This is a genomic window from Nonomuraea sp. NPDC050451 (assembly GCF_044458585.1).
The window spans coordinates 63,575-81,634 of record NZ_JBITHZ010000010.1; the positions used below are offsets into that span (position 1 = coordinate 63,575).

Below are 18,060 nucleotides of genomic sequence, written 5' to 3' on the forward strand. Positions count from 1 at the left end.
ACGATGCGACGCGCCGTCATCGGAATGCTCCTGGCGTTCTTCACCCTCGCCCTGTTCTCGCTCCCGGCGAAAGCGGCGCCGGAGCCGTCCTACTTCGAAAAGTCCAAGGTTTCCACCACGTTCCAGAAGCCGCCCATCTCCGGAATCATGGAGGACGGCGTCTGCAATTGGTACGACCTGTGCGTCTGGGAAAATCAGAACCTGACCGGCCGCATGGCGGACTTCACGTACATGGACACGACCGGGCACCCTGACTGGTCCGCCAGCACGGCAAACGGATTCATCGCCAACAATGACGAGTCCGCCATCAACGCGCACCTGTTCCTGAACGCTTACATCTGCACCAACACATACCAGTCCGGCCAGTGCGGACAACTCGTACCGGGCGGTTACGGTAACACCGCGCCCACGTACGCGAACAATTCCGAATCGCACTACTGGAACTGACCCCGTTCCCGGCGGCCGCGGCACGTGCCCGCGGCCGCCGCCCTTCTGGGAGACACCATGCGCCCCCACCTCGCCGCCCTGCTGACAGCCGCCACGGCCCTCACCGCATCGTGCGCCCAGGCCCTCCCGAGCGGCACCACCACCCCGGACGGCGCCGCCCTTCGCCTCCCTCTGGACGACTATCAGCATTCCCCCACCCAGACCCTCACGGTGGCCAACGCCTACCGCGCCCTCCTCATCCGCTGCGCGCGGCGCCACGGCCGCACCCTTCCCATCACCTCCTCCCCCCGCCCCCTGGTCGGCCCCCGAACGTGGATGGAACGCCGCTACGGCCTCACCGACGCAGCCGACGCCGCCTCCTACGGCTACGGCCTCGGCCCCCGCGACCCGGCCCGGCACCCGCCCGAGACCCCGGACCTGGACCCCGCCACCATCGCCGTCATCACCGGCACCGATGACAAGGCCCCGCCGGGCGGCTGCCAGGAGCAGACGCGCAAGGCCCTCGCCATGGCTCCCGCGGGCGCCGACCCTTCACTTCCCCAGCACCTGTCCATGCTCAGCTTCCAGCGCTCCCGCACCGATCGCCGCGTCCAAGCCGCCGTCAAGGAGTGGTCGGCCTGCATGCGCGCCGCCGGCCACTCCTACGCCACCCCCTTCGACCCCATAGCCGACCCGGCCTTCCGCGACGGAACGTCCGAGAAGGAGCTCGCGACCGCCCGGACCGACCTCGCCTGCAAGGAACGGACCAACCTGGTGGGCGTCTGGCTCTCCGTCGAAAGCGCCTACCAGCGGACGATGATCGCCCAGAACGCCATCGCCCTCCAGGGAGCCAAGTGGGCGAACCAGACCACCCTGCGTCTCGCCCAGGAGACCCTCGCCGCCGAGATGCGGGCCCCGGCGTCGACGAGCAGCGGCTCTCCGGCCGATTGACACCGTGAACGGGCCCGCGCGCCGACGGCGGGTCCAGCAGCCAGGCGACGTCGGCCGTCACGTCCAGGCCGGGCGGTGTGGATGGGGTCGCGGCCATCAGAGCCGCGAACTCATCCGGCTTGTGCCAGGTCAGCGGGAAGCGGTGGCGGTTCAGCAGCCGGCTCCGGCCGTCGTCCGCGAGGGGCCGCCCGCCACCGCCGCAGACGTCACCGACGCCATGGCGGCCTGTGCCGATCTCCGCAGGTCCCTCGCTGACACGGCTCATGAACACACCGCCCTGGGCGACCTCACGGGGTCTGCTCGTCGATCTCGCACTTGGTGAAGACCCATTGGTGGCCGCCGCTGTTCTTCAGCGACCAGTACATCCACGCCGTTCCGGTCAGGTCGACGCTTACGGTGAAGTCGAGCGTGAGGGCGCCGCCGGAGATGTTCGCGGTCTGCGTGCCGCCGCCGTTCGGCGTGATGAGCTGGTACTGCGTGCTGGTGGCGTTGGTGGTGTCGAGGTGGAAGCGCAGCCGGTAGGTGTGCGGGTTGCCGTCGGGCACCCGCACGTACGGCACCGCAAGCTGGGCCACCGAGGCCGGGATCACGTTCGGGTTGAAGGCGACGTTGTTCGGGGTGAAGGCGTGCACCCCGTAGAGCACGAGCTGGGTGTCGGCCGAGGCAACGTGCTGGGGGTCCACGGTGCCGACCGGCGTCCAGCCGGTTGCCGCTCCGCTCTGCGCACACGCGCCTGGTGCGAGCCCCGCCCAGAGCAGCACGGCCGCCAGGCTCGCCAGCGCTGATCTTCTTGCGGTGGTACCCATGGAGCGCTCCCTTGCGATCGTCGTCGTGTCGCGGGATGTGCTCAACCGATGCTGCACTGATGGCGAAGGGAATCCGCGCCGACTGCCGTGATGTAGGTATGACTCAAATCAGCGAGCAGACCGGTCGACGCACGGACCAGCCGATCGCGGAGGACGACCTGACCGACGAGCGCGTCCTGGACGCGTTCGGACTGCCGTTGCCGCGCGGTGGTCAGTGGCTGTTCATGGCCGACTTCCTGGCGCCGCTGGACGCCCGGAACCGGGTAATCGTGGTGCTGCTCGGCAGCGGGGTGATCGAGAAGACCGAAATCGCGTCCGACGCGTCGCAGAGGAATACTTCGACGAAAGCTGACCGTAATGGATCTTGGCGTTCCCTGTGACAGGCATCACCCATTGGTCGCCGAGCGGGCAGCGTGACCATGCGCTCAGTCGGCGGGTCTCTGGGGACGGTCTCGCCGGTGGTGAACGACCAGCTGTGTGGCCTTGGGCATCAGGTTTCCGGCGCGCTGGCGAGCTGTTCGAGTCCGCGGCCGCCGAGTCGCCCGGCAGCCAGCGGACGCCGCACCGGTTGCGCAGCGGCACTCGAGCCGAACGCGCCCCCCTACGGCTGGTACGAACCATGACCGGTGCCAAGGCGGCCGACCTCGTCCACCGCGTCCGGCAGGTACGTCACGGCATCTAAGGCTGCGCAGCCTGGAGTGTGAACCTGCGTGACGATCACCCCGTTGTCCACCCAAAGGACCACGGCCAGGCCTTCGGCGTTCGTGGGTGTCGCCTTGCAGGTGAAACACCAGCGCCTTTCCGTCTGGGGCCGATCAGCAGTCACGGCCACCGCCACAATGCGCGATCCGGAATATCACGGCCCCACGCTACGATCACCACTCCCATGCTCGGACCGTTGGCGCTGTGGCCTTACGGTCGCAGCTTTGTGGCGTGTCGGCTCATCGGGAATGGGACGGGATCGGCGCGTCAGAGGGCATGTGCGTTTCAGGGTCGGGTAGGGCCCGGTGGTGCTCGCGGTGTGCGGGCCCGTCCGGCATGAGGTCGTACTCCGCCCTGCCCCGGCTCATCAGCCGCACCTCGCCGGCACGCGGCCGGCGGGTCGCCTCGTACGACTGCAGCGCCTTCGGCACCGAAGCGCGGTCGGCCCCGCACCGCCAAGGGCGGCACGGCGAGCCGGCAGGGGCGGCGCGGGAGGACATCGGGCAGTCGCACCGTCGCGGTCATGGGCCGCCGGCGCCGCAATCAGGCGATCACGAGATGGTGCTTGAGTCCCACGGAGACCTTGGCCAGGTCGTCGCGCATGACCTGCAGTTCGATCTCTTCGGCGAAGCGGCGCCGGTCGAGCACGTCGCCGGTGCGGGCGTCGAGCTTGATGAGCGTCCGCTCGTCTCCCCGGACGTAGGTGACCTGGCCGTTCGTCAGGACGCTGCCCGGCCGTCTGGGCGCTCCTTCGAACGATGTGCGCCAGGCGACGCCGCCGTCGGCGATGCGGTAGGCGATGACTTCTGCCGGGGTGTCCACCGTCAGGAGGTCGTCCGAAACGCCCAGAATGGTCGCGTCGTTGGTGTCCAGCCCTTTGAGCCCAGCGCGCCAGAGGATCTTTCCGTCGGCCGCTTCGCGGACGATGAGTTCTCCTCCCGCGTGATCTATGGTCGCCATCCGGCCCTGGCCGAGGTCACGGGTGATGAACGTCAACCCGCCGGCGTACGTCCACCGCTGCGTGCCGTCCTCGGCGTCCCGCGCGACGCCCTTGATCACCTCTCCCTCGGGACCCTGGTCGATCAGAACAACCTCGCCCATGCCGTGGATTCCGTGGACGCCCGGCCCCCCGAGCCCGCCGACGGTGGAGCACGTGGCGAACGGGCACGTCCAGCGGGCGGCGCCGGTGCGGGTGTCCAGCACGTCGACGCGACCGTCATGCAGGATCATCAGAGAACCGGGCCCGAACACCGACACCTCCCACATCACCGGCCATTCCTCGTCGTAGGTTCGGCTGAGCTCGGCGTCCGGCCCCGCGGGAAGGTCGGCATGCCACACGATTCGGCCCGTTGCCACGTTGATGAGGGCAACCCGGCCATCGCGCCAGACGACGGCGATGCGCTGATCGTCAACCCTGACCCAGTCCACGAAGTCGTCGGCCCAAAAACGCTGGTACACCCAGCTGTCGGCCCCGTCGGCCAGCCGTACGGCAGCCACACCCGGACCTCGTCGCTCCACGGCCACGTCGCCGAAGAGGTCGCTCTCGTAGGAGACTTCTGCCAGGACGTCGATGGGCGGCGTGCCGCGACCGGGCGGCTGCCAGGGTTCGCCCGGGGGGCCCGCCGCCCGGCCGATGATCTCCCCCGGCCATGCCACCATGGCCAGGAGCACGACGCAGACAAGGGCTATGGCTTTGAGCCGAATCCGCCACATTCGCGTAAGTATGGCCTGAGACCGCCGCCACATGATGATCTTCTGCTGCAGACCCCCTGTCGTCGCGGGAGATCACGACGCCGGGCCGTACCAGCCGTGCGTGACGTTCGCCTGCCGCCCCACGGCCCAGCTCGGCGGCCTCCCGCGCGGCCCGGGGTCGTTCCACCACAGCAGCGGCGTGAGCGGCCGCCGGGCCTCTGCTATGATCTCGGCATCGTTCAAGCCTTCCGGCCAGGGATCCCGCATCCGGCCCGGGAGGCTTTTTTCATGCCCTCATACCACCCGCACCCCGCCGTGCGGCCCGCGACCGCCGACGATCAAGCCACTGTGGAGCGCCTGTGGCTGATGTTCCGTCATGACATGTCGGAGTTCGGGGGCCAGTTGCCCCACCCCGACGGCACCTTCAGGAGCGACCGCCTCCGCTCCGCCTTCCACGACCCCGACTGGGCCGCGTACCTGATCACGAGCGACGAGCGCCCCGCCGGGCTGGCGTTCGTCCGCGGCCTGGCCGGGCCGGCGCGGGTGTTGAACAGCTTCTTCGTGGTACGCGGCGCCCGCAGGTCCGGGATCGGCCTGCGGGCGGCGCGCGAGGTCGTCGCCCGGCACCCCGGCCCCTGGGAGGTCGCCTTCCAGGACGCCAACGCGGGCGCCGTGGCCTTCTGGCGGCGCGTGGCCACCGAGCTCGCCGGCGACGACTGGAGCGAGGAGCGCAGGCCGGTGCCGAACCGGGCCGACCTGCCGCCCGACGTGTGGATCTCGTTCGACGCGGGTGGCCCCGCCCGCGTACGGACGGGGCCATCCCCTACTTGGCCGCGGCGTAACCGGCGGGCCTGGTGGTGAACGTGCCACGGCCCTGCGTACGGCTGCGCAGCCGGGTCGCGTACCCGAACACCTCGGCCAGCGGCACCACCGCGGCGATCACCACCGCCCCGGCCCGCGCCGACGAGCCCGAGATCCGGCCGCGCCTGGCGGCCAGGTCGCCCAGCACGCCCCCGGCCGCGTCGTCGGGCACGGTGACCGTGACCTCCACCACCGGCTCCAGCAGCTCCATGGCGCCGGCCCGCAGCGCCTCTCGCAGCGCGAGCCGCCCGGCCGTGCGGAACGCCAGGTCCGAGGAGTCCTTCGGATGGGTGGCCCCGTCGGTCAGCGTGACCCGCAGGCCGGTCACCGGGTGGCCGCCGAGCGGGCCGTCGGCCAGGGCGTCCCGGCACCCGGCCTCCACCGCCCGCACGTACTCGCGCGGCACCCGGCCGCCGACGACGGTCGAGCCGAACTCGAAACCGTCGTCCAGCGGCTCCACGTCCAGCACGACGTGGGCGAACTGCCCGGCGCCGCCGTCCTGCTTGACGTGCCGGTACAGCAGCCCGGACACGCCGCGCACGACCCTCTCCCGGTGGGCCACCTGCGGCCGGCCCACGGCCACGTCCAGGACGTGCTCGCGCCGGAGCTTCTCCACCGCGACCTCCAGGTGCAGCTCGCCCATCCCGGACAGCAGCGTCTGCCCGGTCTCGGCGTCCGTGCGGACCGCCAGCGACGGATCCTCCTCGGCCAGCCGCGCCAGCCCGGAGGCCAGCCGGTCGGCGTCGGTGCTCCTGCGGGCCTCGATCGCCACGGACACCACCGGCTCGGCCGTGCTCGGCGGTTCGAGCACCAGCGGCGCGCCGGGCGCGCACAGCGTGGTCCCGAGGCGGGCCGACCTGAGGCCGACGACCGCGACGATGTCCCCGGCCACCGCCAGGTCCACCTCGGTGCGCCGGTCGGCCTGCACGCGCAGGATGCGGCTGACGCGCTCGGTGCGCCCCGCGCCGGTGTCCAGCCCAGTGATCAGTACCGTGTCCCCCTTCCGCATCGTTCCCGAGTAGACCCGCACGTAGGTCAGCCGCCCGGTGGCGGTGGCGTTCACCTTGAACGCCAGCGCCGCCAGCGGCGCCTCCGGGTCGGCGGCGCGTTCCGCGCCGTCCACGCCGCGCACCGGCGGCACGTCCAGCGGCGACGGCAGGTACGCCACCACGGCGTCGAGCAGCGGCTCGATCCCGCGGTCGCGGTAGGCCGCCCCGCAGAGCACCACAAGGCCCGCGCCGCTGTGGGTGAGGTCGCGCAGCGCGGCGGCCAGCGTCTCGTCGGAGATCGACGGCCGCACGCAGAACTCCTCCAGCGCGCCGGCGTGCAGCTCGGCCACCGACTCCTCGAGCAGCCGGCGCCGCCGCCGCGCCTCCGCCAGCAGGTCCTCCGGCACCGGCCCGGCGGAGCAGTCCCCGCCCGCCCACACCAGCGAACGCATCCGCACCAGGTCGACGACCCCGGTGAACCGGTCCTCCTGCCCGATCGGCAGCTGGACCACCAGCGGGGCCTTGTGCAGCCGGCGGCGGATCGACTCGACGGCGGTGTCCAGGTCGGCGCCGGCCCGGTCGAGCTTGTTGACGAACGCGACGCGTGGAACGTCGTACCGGTCGGCCAGCCGCCACACGGACTCGCTCTGCGGCTCGACGCCCGCGACGGCGTCGAACACCGCGATCGCGCCGTCGAGCACCCGCAGCGAGCGCTCCACCTCGTCGGAGAAGTCGACGTGGCCGGGGGTGTCGATCAGGTTGATGCGGTGGCCGTCCCAGGAGCAGCTCACCGCGGCGGCGAAGATCGTGATGCCGCGGTCGCGCTCCTGGGGGTCGAAGTCGGTGACGGTCGTGCCGTCGTGCACCTCGCCGCGCTTGTACGTGGCGCCGGCCAGGTAAAGCATGCGCTCGGTGACGGTGGTCTTGCCGGCGTCGACGTGGGCGAGGATGCCGAGGTTGCGGACGATGGCAAGGGAGTTGTCAGGTATTCGGGGACGCACAGCCCAAGACCCTTTCGGGAGGATTCTTCAGCAGGACAGCGCGATTCCCCTGACGAAAGGCCAGGAGGCGGGTGTCGTCAGGGCGTCGTCCAGTGGCGGCCGCGCAGCCGGCACCGGGGCGACGGAGACACCAGGATCACCTCGTAGCGCGACGGGGGAACGACGGCAGCGGTGCTCTGGCGCACGGCCGTACTCCTCTCCCTCGTCGATGATCAGTGGTGAGTGTAGTGAACCGGGGGCCGGTGAAGAAAGCGATTTGTCGCGTGCGTGCGAGGTTCACCACGCGGTCGCCTCGCTGACCCCGATGTGCGGTTCAGCCGTCATTTCCGCATGTCGACATAGGCGTGAGACGCTTTAAGGGAAGGATCCGCGCCCATGACGATCTCTCTTGACACCGGTCGCTACACGATCGGCATGGCCACCGGCCCCGCCGACGTCCAGGCGGCGCAGCGGCTGCGGCACGAGGTCTTCGCCGAGGAGATGGGGGCACGGCTCGACAGCCCGGTCTCCGGCCTCGACGTGGACAGGTTCGACGCGTACTGCGACCACCTCCTCGTGCGCGACGGCCGCGAGGTCGTCGGCACCTACCGGCTGCTTCCCCCGGGGCGCACGGAGCGGCTCTACTCCGACGGCGAGTTCGACCTGGCCAGGCTCGCGCCCATCCGGAAGGGGCTGGTCGAGGCGGGCCGTACGTGCGTGCACCCCGACCACCGGGGCGGCGCGGTCGTCGCGCTGATGTGGGCGGGCATCGCGCGCTACATGATCTCCGGCGGCCACCAGTGGCTGGCGGGCTGCTGCTCGGTGCCGCTCGACGACGGGGGCGCGGTGGCCGCCGCCGTGGTGGAGCGGGTGCCGCTGGGGCCGGAGGAGTACCGGGTCACGCCGCGCGCGCCGTGGCGTCCCCGGGGCGCGGTCCGCTCCGACCGGTTCGTGCCGCCCGCCCTCCTGCGCGGCTACCTGCGGCTGGGGTCGTGGGTGTGCGGGGCGCCCGCGCACGACGGGGACTTCGGCACCGCCGACTTCTTCGTCCTGCTCTCGATGGCCAACGTGAACACCCGCTACCTGCGCCACTTCCTGGGAGAGCCGCTGTGAACACAGCCGTCGACACCCTGGCCCCGGCCCCTGCTTCTGCTCTGGCTCCGGCGACCGCCCTCGACCCCTGGCGTCCGTCCGGGCCGTGCACCGCGCAGGCCTGCCTGGCGCCTGCCGCCCGCGCGACCAGGCCCTTCCGCCTGGTCGCCCGGCTGTGCGCCGCGCTCCTCGTGGTGCTCGGCGGGGTGCCGGTGTCCCTCGTGGGGCGGGTGCGGACGGCGTGGCGGGCGAAGCTGACCATGGCCTGGGCGCGGCTGCTCCTGCGCGCGCTCGGGATCCGGCTCGAGGTCGCCGGCGTTCCGCCGGTCTCGGACAGGGGCGCCCTGGTCGTGGCCAACCACGTGTCCTGGCTCGACCCGCTGGTCGTCGCGGCCACGCTGCCGTCGCGGCCGCTGGCCAAGCGCGAGATCGGCGAGTGGCCGGTCATCCGCACGCTGGCGAGGGGCTCGGGGGCGCTGTTCATCGACCGGGAACGGCTCTCCGCGCTGCCCTCGGCCGTGGCGGCGGTCGCGGACGCGCTCAGGGAGGGCGACACCGTCGTCGCCTTCCCTGAGGGCACCACGTGGTGCGGGCGGGGGATGGGGCGCTTCCGGCCCGCGGTGTTCCAGGCGGCCGTCGACACCGGCGCCGCGGTCCGCCCGGCCACGCTGCGCTACCGCGAAGGAGCGGCGATCTCGACCCGCGCCTGCTACGTCGGCGACGACTCGCTGCTCGCCTCCATCGTCCGGGTGGCCGCCACCCGCGACCTGGTCGTCGAAGTGACTCTCTTCGCCCCCGTACCGCCTGCGCCGCCGACGGCCAGGCGGCCCGAGGCCCGTACGGCACTGGCCAGGACCGCCGAGGCCCGCGTCCGCAGCGTGGTCGATACCCGTTCGACGCCGTCCTCGTCGGCGTGTCCGTCCACGACGACGCCGGGCAGCTCGAGGACCATGATCGCGCCCCAGGCGTAGCCAACGGCTCGAGGCCGGTAGCCGCCATCCCGCCGCCGGGCAGGTGTACCCGGTCGGTACGGGTGCGATGGCGATCGACGGGACCCGGCAGGCCGATGGCTCGTTCGGTCTCGAAATGGACGAGTGATCTCGATCAGCCTCCCGGCCGTGGGCCCGCGCCCTGCCGGGTCCTGGGGCCGGTCTCGGGGCCGGTCCCGTGGCCGGTCCCGCCGGGTGAAGGTCTAGGGCGCGAAATTCGGGGCAGTTCGCCGGTTTCGGGCGAGCTCTTGGGAGAAGTCATGACCGAAGCCGAAGCCAAGGCGAGACAGGCGGCGAACAGCCCCGCCATGGACAAGCTGGCGCGGGTCGGGCTGGTCTGCCGCGGCGTGCTGTACGGGCTGATCGGAGTGCTGGCCGTGCAGATCGCGTTCGGGGGCGGCGGGCGGGAGGCCGACAAGAGCGGGGCGATCAGTACGGTCGCGTCGTTGCCGTTCGGGGCCGTGATCCTCTGGGTCATGGTCGTGGGATTCGCCGCCCTGGCCGTATGGCAGGCGTCAGAGGCCGTCTTCGGCGCCCACCGGCTCAAGGACCGGGTCGAGCCGGCCGGCCGGGTCGCGGTCTACGTGTTCGTGTGCACCGCGCTGGTGACCATGCTGCTGACGCACAAGGCCGGCTCCGACGACCAGCGGACCCAGGACCTCACGGGGAAGCTGCTCGAGCTGCCCGCGGGGCAGGTCATCGTGGGGGCGATCGGGCTCGGTGTCATCGCGCTCGGCGTCTATTGGATCCGGTTCGGCGTCAAGAAGGAGTTCCGCAAGGAGCTCAGGCCGATGCCGAGGCGTGCCGGCTCGGTGATGGACCGGCTCGGGCTCGCCGGCTACCTCGCGCGCGGGCTGATCGCCGGGCTGGCCGGCGTCTTCGTGGTCCAGGCGGCCGTCACCTTCGACCCGGACAAGGCCGGAGGCATCGACGCCACGCTCAGAGCGTTCGCCGACACCCCGGCCGGGCCCTGGCTGCTGGTGGTGGTGGCCCTCGGGCTGCTGCTGTTCGCCGGATACTGTTTCGGAGAGGCCCGCTGGCGGCGTACATGAGGCTGGACGACTGGTTCCTCACCGGCCCCGAACGCGGGAACGACGCGACCAGGCTCGCGCCCTGGACGGAGGGCAACCTGGTGCGCCCGCTCGTGCACGGCGCCACCTACTTCGCCGAGCTCGCCGCGTGTTTGGACGCTCTCGGCAAGGACGACCTGCTGCTGTTCTCCGACTGGCGCGGCGACCCTGACGAGCGGCTCACGCCGGACGGCCCCGGGGTGGCGGCCGCGATGGCGCGGGCGGCCGAGAGGGGAGCCCTGGTCCGAGGGCTGATCTGGCGCTCGCACCTGGACTTCCTGCGTTTCAGCTCGGCCGAGAACCGGCACCTCGGCGAGGACATCGAGGCGGCCGGCGGGCAGGCGCTGCTCGACACGCGGGTGCGGCGTGGGGGCTCGCATCACCAGAAGTTCGTCGTCCTGCGCCATGATCGCGGCCCGGACAGGGACGTGGCGTTCGTCGGCGGCATCGACCTGTGCCACAGCCGGCGCGACGACGCCGAGCACCTGGGCGACCCGCAGGCGGCGCCGATGCCCACCGCGTACGGCGATCGCCCGCCGTGGCACGACGTCCAGGTGGCGATCAGCGGCCCGGCCGTGGCCGAGGTGGAGAAGGTCTTCTGCGAGCGCTGGGAGGACCCGGCGCCGGAGACCCGCCAGCCGTTCAGGCGGCTGCGGGACCGCATGACCCGGATGGCCGACGTGCCGCCGCTGCCGGAGCCCGGCCCCCCGCCGGCGGCGGCCGGGACGCATGCCGTACAGCTGCTGAGGACCTATCCCCACCTGCGCCACGCCTACCCGTTCGCGCCGGAGGGCGAGCGCAGCGTGGCCAGGGCGTACCGCAAGGTGCTGGCGCGGGCGAGATCGCTGGTCTACCTGGAGGACCAGTACCTGTGGTCCACGGAGGTGGTCGAGCCGTTCGCCGAGGCGCTGGAGCGCGAGCCGGGCCTGCGCATGATCATCGTGGTGCCCCGCCATCCCGACCAGGACGGCTGGCTGGCCGGCCCGGCCAGCTTGATCGGCAGGTCGGAAGCGCTGGCCAGGCTGATGCGCGCGGGCGACGGCCGGGTCGCGATCTACGATCTGGAGAACCACCGGAGCACGCCGGTGTACGTGCACGCCAAGGTCTGCGTGGTCGACGACGTGTGGGCGAGCGTCGGCTCCGACAACGTGAACCTGCGCTCGTGGACGTTCGACTCCGAACTGAGCTGCGCCGTGCTCGACGCGGAACCCGACCCGCGTCCGCCCTCGGGAGCCCGCAGGTTCGCCAGGGAGCTCCGGCTCACGCTCGCCGCCGAGCACCTGGACCGCGACCCCGGCGACATGGACGATCTGCTCGACCCGGAAAGCGCGTTCGAGGCGTTCGCCGAGTCGGCCGCGCGGCTCGAGGCCTGGCACGAGGGCGGCTGCCGGGGGCCCCGCCCGCCGGGCCGGCTGCGCCGGCATCCGCGCCCCGGGCTCGGCCGCGTCCGCCGGGCGCTGGCCATGCCGCTGTACCGGGTCGTCGTGGACCCCGACGGGCGGCCCCCGCGTCTACGCCGATCGAACGAGTTCTGAGCGCTGCCGCTCGCGCGCGTACAGGATCGCCCGGGCGGCCATGACGACGCAGCCCACGCCGAGCAGCACGCCCCAGAGCACGTCGGTGAGGAAGTGCATGCCGCGGTACAGGCGCGACAGACCGACAGCGAGCGGAGCGGCGATGCCGAGCGCCCAGATCAGCACCTGGAGCGCCCTGTTGCGTACGTGCGCGGTCAGGACGAGCGCCATCCCGCAGTAGAACGCGACGGCGGCGCTGACGTGCCCCGACGGGAAGCTGGAGGTCGGCGGGGCCGGGTCGATGTGCTGTACGGGCGGCCGGTGCCGGCCGACGGCCTCGGTGGTGGCCAGGAAGATGAGGGACTGGCTCCAGACGGCCGCGACGAGGAAGATCGATTCGCGCCAGCGCCGGTACACCAGCCTGAGGACGACCGCGGCGATCACGGTGAGCGCCACGATGTACGGAGTGTCCGACAGGCTGCTGCCGAAGTCGGTGAGCGTGTTCCACAGCGGGGTCCGGCCGGCGGCCAGGCTCCGGCTCACCGACGCCTCACTGGTGGGCCAGGCGAGGATCGCCTTGCCCGCGCCGTACGTCACCGCGGCCATCAGGACCATCGGCAGCAAGATCGATAACGCGTAGTGCTTCGCCTGCTCAGTTGTGCTCATTGCTCGCTCTCACGAACTCGGGTTCCACTCCCTCGACCGGCGGTGAGGCGGGCCTGCGTCCCTGCTCGCGCCGCCACGTCTCGAATGCCGCCGCCGTCGCGGCGATCACGGCCACGCCCAGCACGATCCCGGCGACCACGTCGCTCACCCAGTGCACGCCGAGCGCGATCCGCGTGTAGCCGACGGACAGCACCAGGAAGCAGGCGACGGCCCACGCCACCACCCGCCCCCATCGAGGCAGCATGGGCAGGAGGAGAAGGACGATCACTCCCGCGCCGAGCGTCGCGTTCATCGCGTGGCCCGACGGGAAGGAGTCGCCCGGCGCCAGCGCGACGGGGTCCGGAAGGTGCGGCCTGGCCCGGGCCACGACGATCTTGACCACCAGGCCGAGCAGCCCGCCCACGGTGATGGTGGTGACCGCCCAGACGGCCAGCCTCGGAGCGCCCTCGTTCAGCAGCCAGACGGCGTACGCGATGACCGCGATACGCCAGGGCCACGGTCCGAACAGATCCGTCCACACAATGAGGAACCTGGTCACCTCAGGATGGGTAAGCGCGTACTCGTGCAGATGCCGCGCGGCCTCCGCATCCAGTCCGTCGACGGGCATCTTGGCCACGATGAGCAGCAGGGTGAACGGGATCATGACGAGCGCCACCGCCAGGCCGGCGAGCGTCAGCCGCAATCCCAGTACGCGGTCGCCGTGGATACTCATTCGCGCACGGCTACCCCGGCAGGCGGGATCGATTCCTCCGTCTGAAATCCGGTGCCCGGGGTAGTCCGGAACGCATGTCCCCCATCGTGGCCGTCGTCGCGCACCGCAAGAAGATCCTCGGCGCGGGCCTGGACCGATTACGCATGCTCATCACCGAGGAGGGCGTCGGCGAGCTCCTCTGGTACGAGGTGCCCAAGAGCAAGAAGGCGCCCAAGAAGGTCCGGCAAGCCCTCGATCAGGGTGTCGAGCTGGTGTTCGTCTGGGGCGGTGACGGCATGGTGCAGCGCTGTGCCGACGTGATGGCCGGCTCCGGCGTGCCGATGGCCGTGCTCCCCGCGGGGACGGCGAACCTGTTCGCCGCCAACCTCGGCATCCCCGCCGACCTCGACGAGGCGGTGCGGATCGGCTTCCACGGGCGGCGGGAGAAGCTGGACCTGGGGGTGCTCAACGGCGAGCACTTCGCGGTGATGGCGGGGGCCGGGTTCGAGGCCGAAATGATCGCCGACGCCGGCGGGCGGGCCAAGAAACGGCTCGGCAAGCTGAGCTACGTCAAGGCGGCCGTCCGGCACGTCGGCGAGCCGCTCGTGCCGATGAAGATCAAAATCGACGGGACGACCTGGTTCGAGGGCCGGGCGAGCTGCCTGCTGCTGGGCAACGTGAGCACGATCGCCGGCGGCGTCAAGGCGTTCGACGACGCGCGGCCGGACGACGGCTGGCTGGAGGTCGGCGTCTCGACCGCCAAGGGGCCGCTCGAATGGGGACGGGTGATCGGCAGGATGGCCGCGGGACGCTCCGACGACTCGCCGTACGTCCGGATCACGCGGGCCAGGAAGGTGTCGGCCCGCTTCGGGGTTCCGCTGACGTACGAGCTCGACGGCGGGGAACGCGAGCCCACCACCCGGATCAAGGCCAAGGCCGCCGCGGGCGCGCTCACGGTCTGCCTGCCGCCAGGTTGACGATCTTTCCCGTAATACCTACTGTTAATATAGGTATTAGCGCTCCGCCGGGGGAGGCGTCCGCCTCCTCCGGCGGACCCCGGTCTGGGTGGGGAGGGGCGGTGCGGCGCGTAACCACGGGAGAGCGGGGCGGGGTCGGGGTGAGCGCTGTCGCGGTGATCGGGGCCGGTCCCACGGGGACGTCCATCGTGGAGCGGATCTGCGCCAACGCCCCCGAGCTGCTCGGAGACCACGTGCTCGACGTGCACGTGGTGGACCCGTACCCGCACGGCGCGGGCCGCGTCTGGCGCGCGGGCCAGCCGGACCTGCTGTGGGCCAACTCGGCGGCCGCCGACATCACGGTCTTCACCGACCGGTCGGTGCGCTGCGAGGGCCCGCTCCGTCCCGGGCCACGGCGGTCGGCCTGACCGACGTGCGCGGGGGCCAGCGGGTGGAGCTGTCCGGCGGGGGAGCGCTGGAGGTGGACGCGGTGGTGCTCGCGCAGGGCCACCAGGGCGCGCTGCCCGCGCCGCCGGAGGCGGAGGAGCTCGCCTTCGCGGCCAGGCATGGCCTGGCCTACCTTCCCGCCGGGTACGCCGCCGACCTCGACCCGGGCGTGATCCCGGCCGGGGAGCCGGTGCTCGTACGGGGGGCCGGGCTGGCGTTCGTCGACCTGATGGCGCTGCTCGCGTCGGGACGCGGCGGGCGTTTCACCGAACACGGCGGCGAGCTGCACTACGTGCCCGGCGGGTCGGAGCCGCGGCTGTTCGTGGGGTCGCGCAGGGGAGTTCCGTACCACGCCAAGACCGGCTACCGGCTCGCCGCGCCGCCGCCCGGACTGCCCGGGTTCGTCACCCCGGGCACGCCCGCCGGGGAGCTGCGGCGGGCGGTGGCCAAGGAGCTGGCGTACGCGTACTACTTCGAGCTGTTCAACGGGCACCCGGCACGCACGCGGATGGGCTGGGACGCGTTCGAGCCCGCCTTCGCGCAGGCCGAGTGGGGCGGCAAGGAGCTGCGCGCGCTCATCACCAAATCCGTGCCCCGCTTCGCCGACCGGCTGCACCTGGACCGGCTGGAACGGCCGCTGCGCGGCATGCGCTTCGGCGACCTGGCCGGTCTGGGGCGCTGGATGGCCGGCTACCTGACGGCCGACCTGGAGCGGCGGGCCGACCCGGCGCACAGCGCGGACCTGGCCATGATCCACGGCCTGAACGCGCTGCGCGCGGTGGTCCCGCCGGACCCCTGGTTCCAGGGCCTGTACAACTACCTCGCCAGCGGTCCGCCCGCGCCCCGGCTGGCCGAGCTGCGGGCGCTGGCGCGGGCCGGCGTGGTGACGTTCCTGGGCGAGGGCATCCGGGTCGGGCGGGACGAGCGGGCGGGGGTCTGGCGGGCGGTCGGCACGAGCGTGCCCGGCGCGGTGGAGGCGCGGGCGCTGGTGGAGGCCCGGTTGCCGGAGCCGACCGTGGCCCGCAGCACCGACCCGCTGCTCGGCGCGCTCTTCGCCCGGGGCGAGTGCCGCGAGGCGGCCGGCCTCCTGGACGTCCGCCTCCCGGACCGCCGCCTCGTCGCCCGTACCGGCGCCGTCCACCCCCGCCGGTTCGCCCTCGGCCCGTGGACGGCGGGCGGCCCCGGCATCGCCGGCTTCGCCCGCCCGGGCGCCGACGCCCCGCTGTTGCGCCAGACGGACGCCCTGGCCCGCACCCTCCTGAGCGTCACGACCGCCGCCCGCCTCCGCCCGGCAGCTTAGGGAAGCCGCGGCCGTCAGCTGCCGGGGGCGTGTGCCGGCGCGTCCGCCGCGTGCGTGGCGGTGGCTGTGGCGGTGGCCGTGCGGACGAAGGCGGCGACGGCCGGTGAGCGGCTGTGGTGCGGCCAGGCCACGGTGAGGGTGAGCGGCGGCAGGTCGCTGACCGTGCGGTAAGCGATGCCGGGCCGGGGATGGCGCGGCGCGACCGAGGCCGGGGGAAACCAGACGATGCTGCCCACCTCGACCAGGTTGAAGATCTCCGCCAGGTCCAGGCGTCTCGGCCGGGTCCCGGCCGTCGCCGGACAGGCTTCCTGGCCGTCGGCGGGTGTCCCGTCGGGGAGGGTCCTGCCGGCCAGGTCGGCCAGGTGCAGGTACGAGCGGGAGGCCAGCGGATCGGAAGCCGCCAGCGCGACCAGCCGGGGCTCGGTCAGCAGCGGTTCGACGTCCAGGCCACGTACGTCAAGGGGTTCGTCAAGGGCGGCGGGCACCAGGGCGACGTCCGCGCGGCCGTCGCGCAGCGCCGTCAGTTGCTCCCCCTTCCCGCCCAGCACGAGCTCCACCGGGAGGGCGGCCGCCTCGCGCTGGTACGCGGCGAGGATCTGCGGCAGCAGCCCGCCGTCGTAGTCGGCCTTCAGCGCCAGGCGCAGCCCAGGGTCAGATCGCCCGGCGTGCCGGGCCCGCCGGGCGGCCGCGGTGACCGCGTCGAGCGCGATCCGGGCGTCGCGCAGCAGGGTCTCGCCGGCGGGGGTGAGCGCGACGTGGCGCGTGCTGCGCTCCAGCAGCCGTACGCCCAGCTGCCGCTCCAGGCCCCGGATCGCGCGGGACAGCGGCGGCTGCGCCATGCCGAGCCGCTCCGCCGCGCGCCCGAAATGCAGCTCCTCGGCGACGGTCACGAAGTAGCGGAGCTGCCGGACCTCCAGGTCATTCATACCCCGACAGTATCAATGGTGATCGAATCGGTCCTTCAGGTCTGGCGCGGTGCCGGGTTGACTGGGCTCCCGTTCTTCCCGTCAACACTTCCCTCCAGGGGGCTTTCATGATCGTCGTCACTACGCCCACCGGTAAGATCGGCCGCCAGGTCCTCGACCGCCTCATGGCCGCCGGCGCACCCACCCGCGTGATCGCGCGCGACCCCGCCCGGCTCCCCGCCGCGGTGCGCGCGTACGCCGAGGTCGTCGAGGGCTCGCACCGTGACCTCGACGTGGTCACCAAGGCGTTCGCGGGCGCCCGCACCGTCTTCTGGCTGGTGCCGTCGGACCGTCGCTCCGCGAGCGTCGATGCCGCCTACGTCGGCTTCAGCCGCCCCGCGTGCGAGGCCATCGTGGCCCAGGGGGTCGAGCGGGTGGTGGGAGTCTCGGCCCTGGGCCGCGGGACGGCGGTGGCCGGGAACGCCGGGTACGTGACGGCGTCCCTCGCCATGGACGACCTGATCGCGAGCACGGGCGTGAGCTACCGGGGGCTGGCGATGCCCTCGTTCATGGACAATTTGCTGCGCCAGATCGAGCTGATCAGGGACCGGTCCATGTTCACCTCGCCTATCTCCGGCGACCACAAGGCTCCGAGCTGCGCCACCCGCGACATCGCCGCGGTCGCCGCCGACCTGCTGCTCGACGGCGCCTGGAGCGGCGTCGAGGAGGTCCCGGTGCTCGGCCCCGAGGACCTTTCCTTCGAGGACATGGCACAGATCATGTCCGAGGTGCTGGGCCGCCCGATCCGCTTCGAGCGGCTGTCGGGCGAAGCGTTCAAGGCCGGGCTGGTGGAGTCGGGGATGTCCGAAGCCATGGCCCAGGGGATGCTCGACATGGCGCTGGCCAAGGACGCCGGCCTCGACAACGGCGCCGTACGCACGCCTCGGGCGAGCACCCCCACCAGCTTCCGCCAGTGGTGCGAGGACGTGCTCAAGCCTGCCGTCCTCGCCTGACCTGGGGTGC

Annotated in this window: 19 protein-coding genes; 12 read left to right on the forward strand and 7 right to left on the reverse strand. The window is 72.3% G+C overall.

The window, feature by feature from the left end; translation table 11 throughout:
- Positions 1 to 3 precede the first annotated feature (3 nt).
- On the forward strand, positions 4 to 447 hold the full coding sequence (locus ACIBI9_RS28945) for a peptidase inhibitor family I36 protein (protein WP_397226194.1): 444 nt from the start codon (positions 4 to 6) through the stop codon (positions 445 to 447).
- Between the two features lie 57 nt (positions 448 to 504).
- A complete protein-coding gene (locus tag ACIBI9_RS28950) occupies positions 505 to 1,377 on the forward strand; it encodes a hypothetical protein (protein WP_397226196.1) in 873 nt (290 codons plus the stop codon).
- 287 nt (positions 1,378 to 1,664) lie between these two features.
- Here ACIBI9_RS28950 and ACIBI9_RS28955 read toward each other — a convergent pair whose 3' ends face one another.
- Positions 1,665 to 2,183, reverse strand: a complete 519-nt coding sequence (locus ACIBI9_RS28955) for a hypothetical protein (protein ID WP_397226198.1) — start codon at positions 2,181 to 2,183, stop codon at positions 1,665 to 1,667.
- Between the two features lie 59 nt (positions 2,184 to 2,242).
- Between ACIBI9_RS28955 and ACIBI9_RS28960 the strand changes: the two genes are divergently transcribed.
- Positions 2,243 to 2,563, forward strand: a complete 321-nt coding sequence (locus ACIBI9_RS28960; RefSeq protein WP_397226200.1) for a hypothetical protein — start codon at positions 2,243 to 2,245, stop codon at positions 2,561 to 2,563.
- An 865-nt stretch (positions 2,564 to 3,428) separates the two neighbouring features.
- Here the strand turns inward: ACIBI9_RS28960 and ACIBI9_RS28965 are convergent.
- Together ACIBI9_RS28965 and ACIBI9_RS28970 are read right to left on the reverse strand one after the other, a co-directional pair.
- Positions 3,429 to 4,598 carry a PQQ-binding-like beta-propeller repeat protein gene (locus ACIBI9_RS28965; RefSeq protein ID WP_397226202.1) on the reverse strand — a complete coding sequence of 390 codons (1,170 nt, stop codon included), beginning with the start codon at positions 4,596 to 4,598 and terminating at the stop codon, positions 3,429 to 3,431.
- Positions 4,599 to 4,670: 72 nt separating this feature from the next.
- Entirely contained in the window at positions 4,671 to 4,820 is a 150-nt protein-coding gene (locus ACIBI9_RS28970; RefSeq protein WP_397226204.1) for a hypothetical protein, read from the reverse strand.
- Between the two features lie 45 nt (positions 4,821 to 4,865).
- Here ACIBI9_RS28970 and ACIBI9_RS28975 point away from each other — a divergent pair, with 45 nt between their 5' ends.
- On the forward strand, positions 4,866 to 5,438 hold the full coding sequence (locus tag ACIBI9_RS28975) for a GNAT family N-acetyltransferase (RefSeq protein ID WP_397226206.1): 573 nt from the start codon (positions 4,866 to 4,868) through the stop codon (positions 5,436 to 5,438).
- Here the strand turns inward: ACIBI9_RS28975 and fusA are convergent.
- The gene (fusA, locus tag ACIBI9_RS28980) at positions 5,401 to 7,428 is read right to left on the reverse strand and encodes an elongation factor G (protein ID WP_397226208.1); all 2,028 of its coding nucleotides are present in this window, start codon (positions 7,426 to 7,428) and stop codon (positions 5,401 to 5,403) included. The genes ACIBI9_RS28975 and fusA overlap by 38 nt on opposite strands.
- A 375-nt stretch (positions 7,429 to 7,803) precedes the next feature.
- Between fusA and ACIBI9_RS28985 the strand changes: the two genes are divergently transcribed.
- From ACIBI9_RS28985 to ACIBI9_RS29000, 4 genes are all read left to right on the forward strand, one after another.
- A complete protein-coding gene (locus ACIBI9_RS28985) occupies positions 7,804 to 8,520 on the forward strand; it encodes a GNAT family N-acetyltransferase (RefSeq protein ID WP_397226210.1) in 717 nt (238 codons plus the stop codon).
- Positions 8,517 to 9,470, forward strand: coding sequence for a lysophospholipid acyltransferase family protein (locus ACIBI9_RS28990; protein WP_397226212.1), 954 nt, complete (start codon positions 8,517 to 8,519; stop codon positions 9,468 to 9,470). The genes ACIBI9_RS28985 and ACIBI9_RS28990 overlap by 4 nt, the downstream gene beginning before the upstream one ends.
- A 278-nt stretch (positions 9,471 to 9,748) precedes the next feature.
- Positions 9,749 to 10,540, forward strand: coding sequence for a DUF1206 domain-containing protein (locus ACIBI9_RS28995; RefSeq protein WP_397226214.1), 792 nt, complete (start codon positions 9,749 to 9,751; stop codon positions 10,538 to 10,540).
- The gene (locus ACIBI9_RS29000; RefSeq protein ID WP_397226216.1) at positions 10,537 to 12,093 is read left to right on the forward strand and encodes a phospholipase D family protein; all 1,557 of its coding nucleotides are present in this window, start codon (positions 10,537 to 10,539) and stop codon (positions 12,091 to 12,093) included. Before ACIBI9_RS28995 ends, ACIBI9_RS29000 begins: the two co-directional genes overlap by 4 nt.
- Here ACIBI9_RS29000 and ACIBI9_RS29005 read toward each other — a convergent pair.
- Complete coding sequence (locus tag ACIBI9_RS29005; protein ID WP_397226218.1) at positions 12,070 to 12,738, reverse strand: phosphatase PAP2 family protein; 669 nt, start codon at positions 12,736 to 12,738, stop codon at positions 12,070 to 12,072. The two genes, ACIBI9_RS29000 and ACIBI9_RS29005, sit on opposite strands and share 24 nt — an antisense overlap.
- The gene (locus ACIBI9_RS29010; RefSeq protein WP_397226219.1) at positions 12,725 to 13,450 is read right to left on the reverse strand and encodes a phosphatase PAP2 family protein; all 726 of its coding nucleotides are present in this window, start codon (positions 13,448 to 13,450) and stop codon (positions 12,725 to 12,727) included. The genes ACIBI9_RS29005 and ACIBI9_RS29010 overlap by 14 nt, the downstream gene beginning before the upstream one ends.
- A 74-nt stretch (positions 13,451 to 13,524) precedes the next feature.
- Between ACIBI9_RS29010 and ACIBI9_RS29015 the strand changes: the two genes are divergently transcribed.
- The 3 genes from ACIBI9_RS29015 to ACIBI9_RS29025 all read left to right on the forward strand — a co-directional run bounded on the left by ACIBI9_RS29015 (position 13,525) and on the right by ACIBI9_RS29025 (position 16,132).
- Positions 13,525 to 14,406, forward strand: a complete 882-nt coding sequence (locus ACIBI9_RS29015; RefSeq protein ID WP_397226221.1) for a diacylglycerol/lipid kinase family protein — start codon at positions 13,525 to 13,527, stop codon at positions 14,404 to 14,406.
- Between the two features lie 101 nt (positions 14,407 to 14,507).
- The gene (locus tag ACIBI9_RS29020) at positions 14,508 to 14,813 is read left to right on the forward strand and encodes an FAD/NAD(P)-binding protein (protein WP_397226223.1); all 306 of its coding nucleotides are present in this window, start codon (positions 14,508 to 14,510) and stop codon (positions 14,811 to 14,813) included.
- 5 nt (positions 14,814 to 14,818) lie between these two features.
- Positions 14,819 to 16,132 (forward strand): hypothetical protein, encoded by a 1,314-nt coding sequence (locus tag ACIBI9_RS29025; RefSeq protein WP_397226225.1) that lies wholly within the window; start codon positions 14,819 to 14,821, stop codon positions 16,130 to 16,132.
- Positions 16,133 to 16,146: 14 nt separating this feature from the next.
- Here ACIBI9_RS29025 and ACIBI9_RS29030 read toward each other — a convergent pair whose 3' ends face one another.
- Positions 16,147 to 17,058 (reverse strand): LysR family transcriptional regulator, encoded by a 912-nt coding sequence (locus ACIBI9_RS29030; RefSeq protein WP_397226227.1) that lies wholly within the window; start codon positions 17,056 to 17,058, stop codon positions 16,147 to 16,149.
- Positions 17,059 to 17,165: 107 nt separating this feature from the next.
- Here ACIBI9_RS29030 and ACIBI9_RS29035 point away from each other — a divergent pair, with 107 nt between their 5' ends.
- A complete protein-coding gene (locus ACIBI9_RS29035; protein ID WP_397226229.1) occupies positions 17,166 to 18,050 on the forward strand; it encodes an NAD(P)H-binding protein in 885 nt (294 codons plus the stop codon).
- Positions 18,051 to 18,060 lie beyond the last annotated feature (10 nt).

Excerpts from the sequence above, each read along its gene's own strand:
- ACIBI9_RS29015 (WP_397226221.1), top strand. The coding sequence starts at position 13,525 with ATGTCCCCCATCGTGGCCGTCGTCGCGCACCGCAAGAAGATCCTCGGC.
- ACIBI9_RS28975 (WP_397226206.1), top strand. The coding sequence starts at position 4,866 with ATGCCCTCATACCACCCGCACCCCGCCGTGCGGCCCGCGACCGCCGAC.
- ACIBI9_RS29035 (WP_397226229.1), top strand. The coding sequence starts at position 17,166 with ATGATCGTCGTCACTACGCCCACCGGTAAGATCGGCCGCCAGGTCCTC.
- ACIBI9_RS29010 (WP_397226219.1), bottom strand. The coding sequence starts at position 13,450 with ATGAGTATCCACGGCGACCGCGTACTGGGATTGCGGCTGACGCTCGCC.
- ACIBI9_RS29000 (WP_397226216.1), top strand. The coding sequence starts at position 10,537 with ATGAGGCTGGACGACTGGTTCCTCACCGGCCCCGAACGCGGGAACGAC.
- ACIBI9_RS28950 (WP_397226196.1), top strand. The coding sequence starts at position 505 with ATGCGCCCCCACCTCGCCGCCCTGCTGACAGCCGCCACGGCCCTCACC.
- ACIBI9_RS29005 (WP_397226218.1), bottom strand. The coding sequence starts at position 12,738 with ATGAGCACAACTGAGCAGGCGAAGCACTACGCGTTATCGATCTTGCTG.
- ACIBI9_RS28960 (WP_397226200.1), top strand. The coding sequence starts at position 2,243 with ATGGCGAAGGGAATCCGCGCCGACTGCCGTGATGTAGGTATGACTCAA.
- ACIBI9_RS28965 (WP_397226202.1), bottom strand. The coding sequence starts at position 4,598 with ATGTGGCGGATTCGGCTCAAAGCCATAGCCCTTGTCTGCGTCGTGCTC.
- ACIBI9_RS29030 (WP_397226227.1), bottom strand. The coding sequence starts at position 17,058 with ATGAATGACCTGGAGGTCCGGCAGCTCCGCTACTTCGTGACCGTCGCC.
- ACIBI9_RS28945 (WP_397226194.1), top strand. The coding sequence starts at position 4 with ATGCGACGCGCCGTCATCGGAATGCTCCTGGCGTTCTTCACCCTCGCC.
- ACIBI9_RS28985 (WP_397226210.1), top strand. The coding sequence starts at position 7,804 with ATGACGATCTCTCTTGACACCGGTCGCTACACGATCGGCATGGCCACC.
- ACIBI9_RS28955 (WP_397226198.1), bottom strand. The coding sequence starts at position 2,183 with ATGGGTACCACCGCAAGAAGATCAGCGCTGGCGAGCCTGGCGGCCGTG.
- ACIBI9_RS28995 (WP_397226214.1), top strand. The coding sequence starts at position 9,749 with ATGACCGAAGCCGAAGCCAAGGCGAGACAGGCGGCGAACAGCCCCGCC.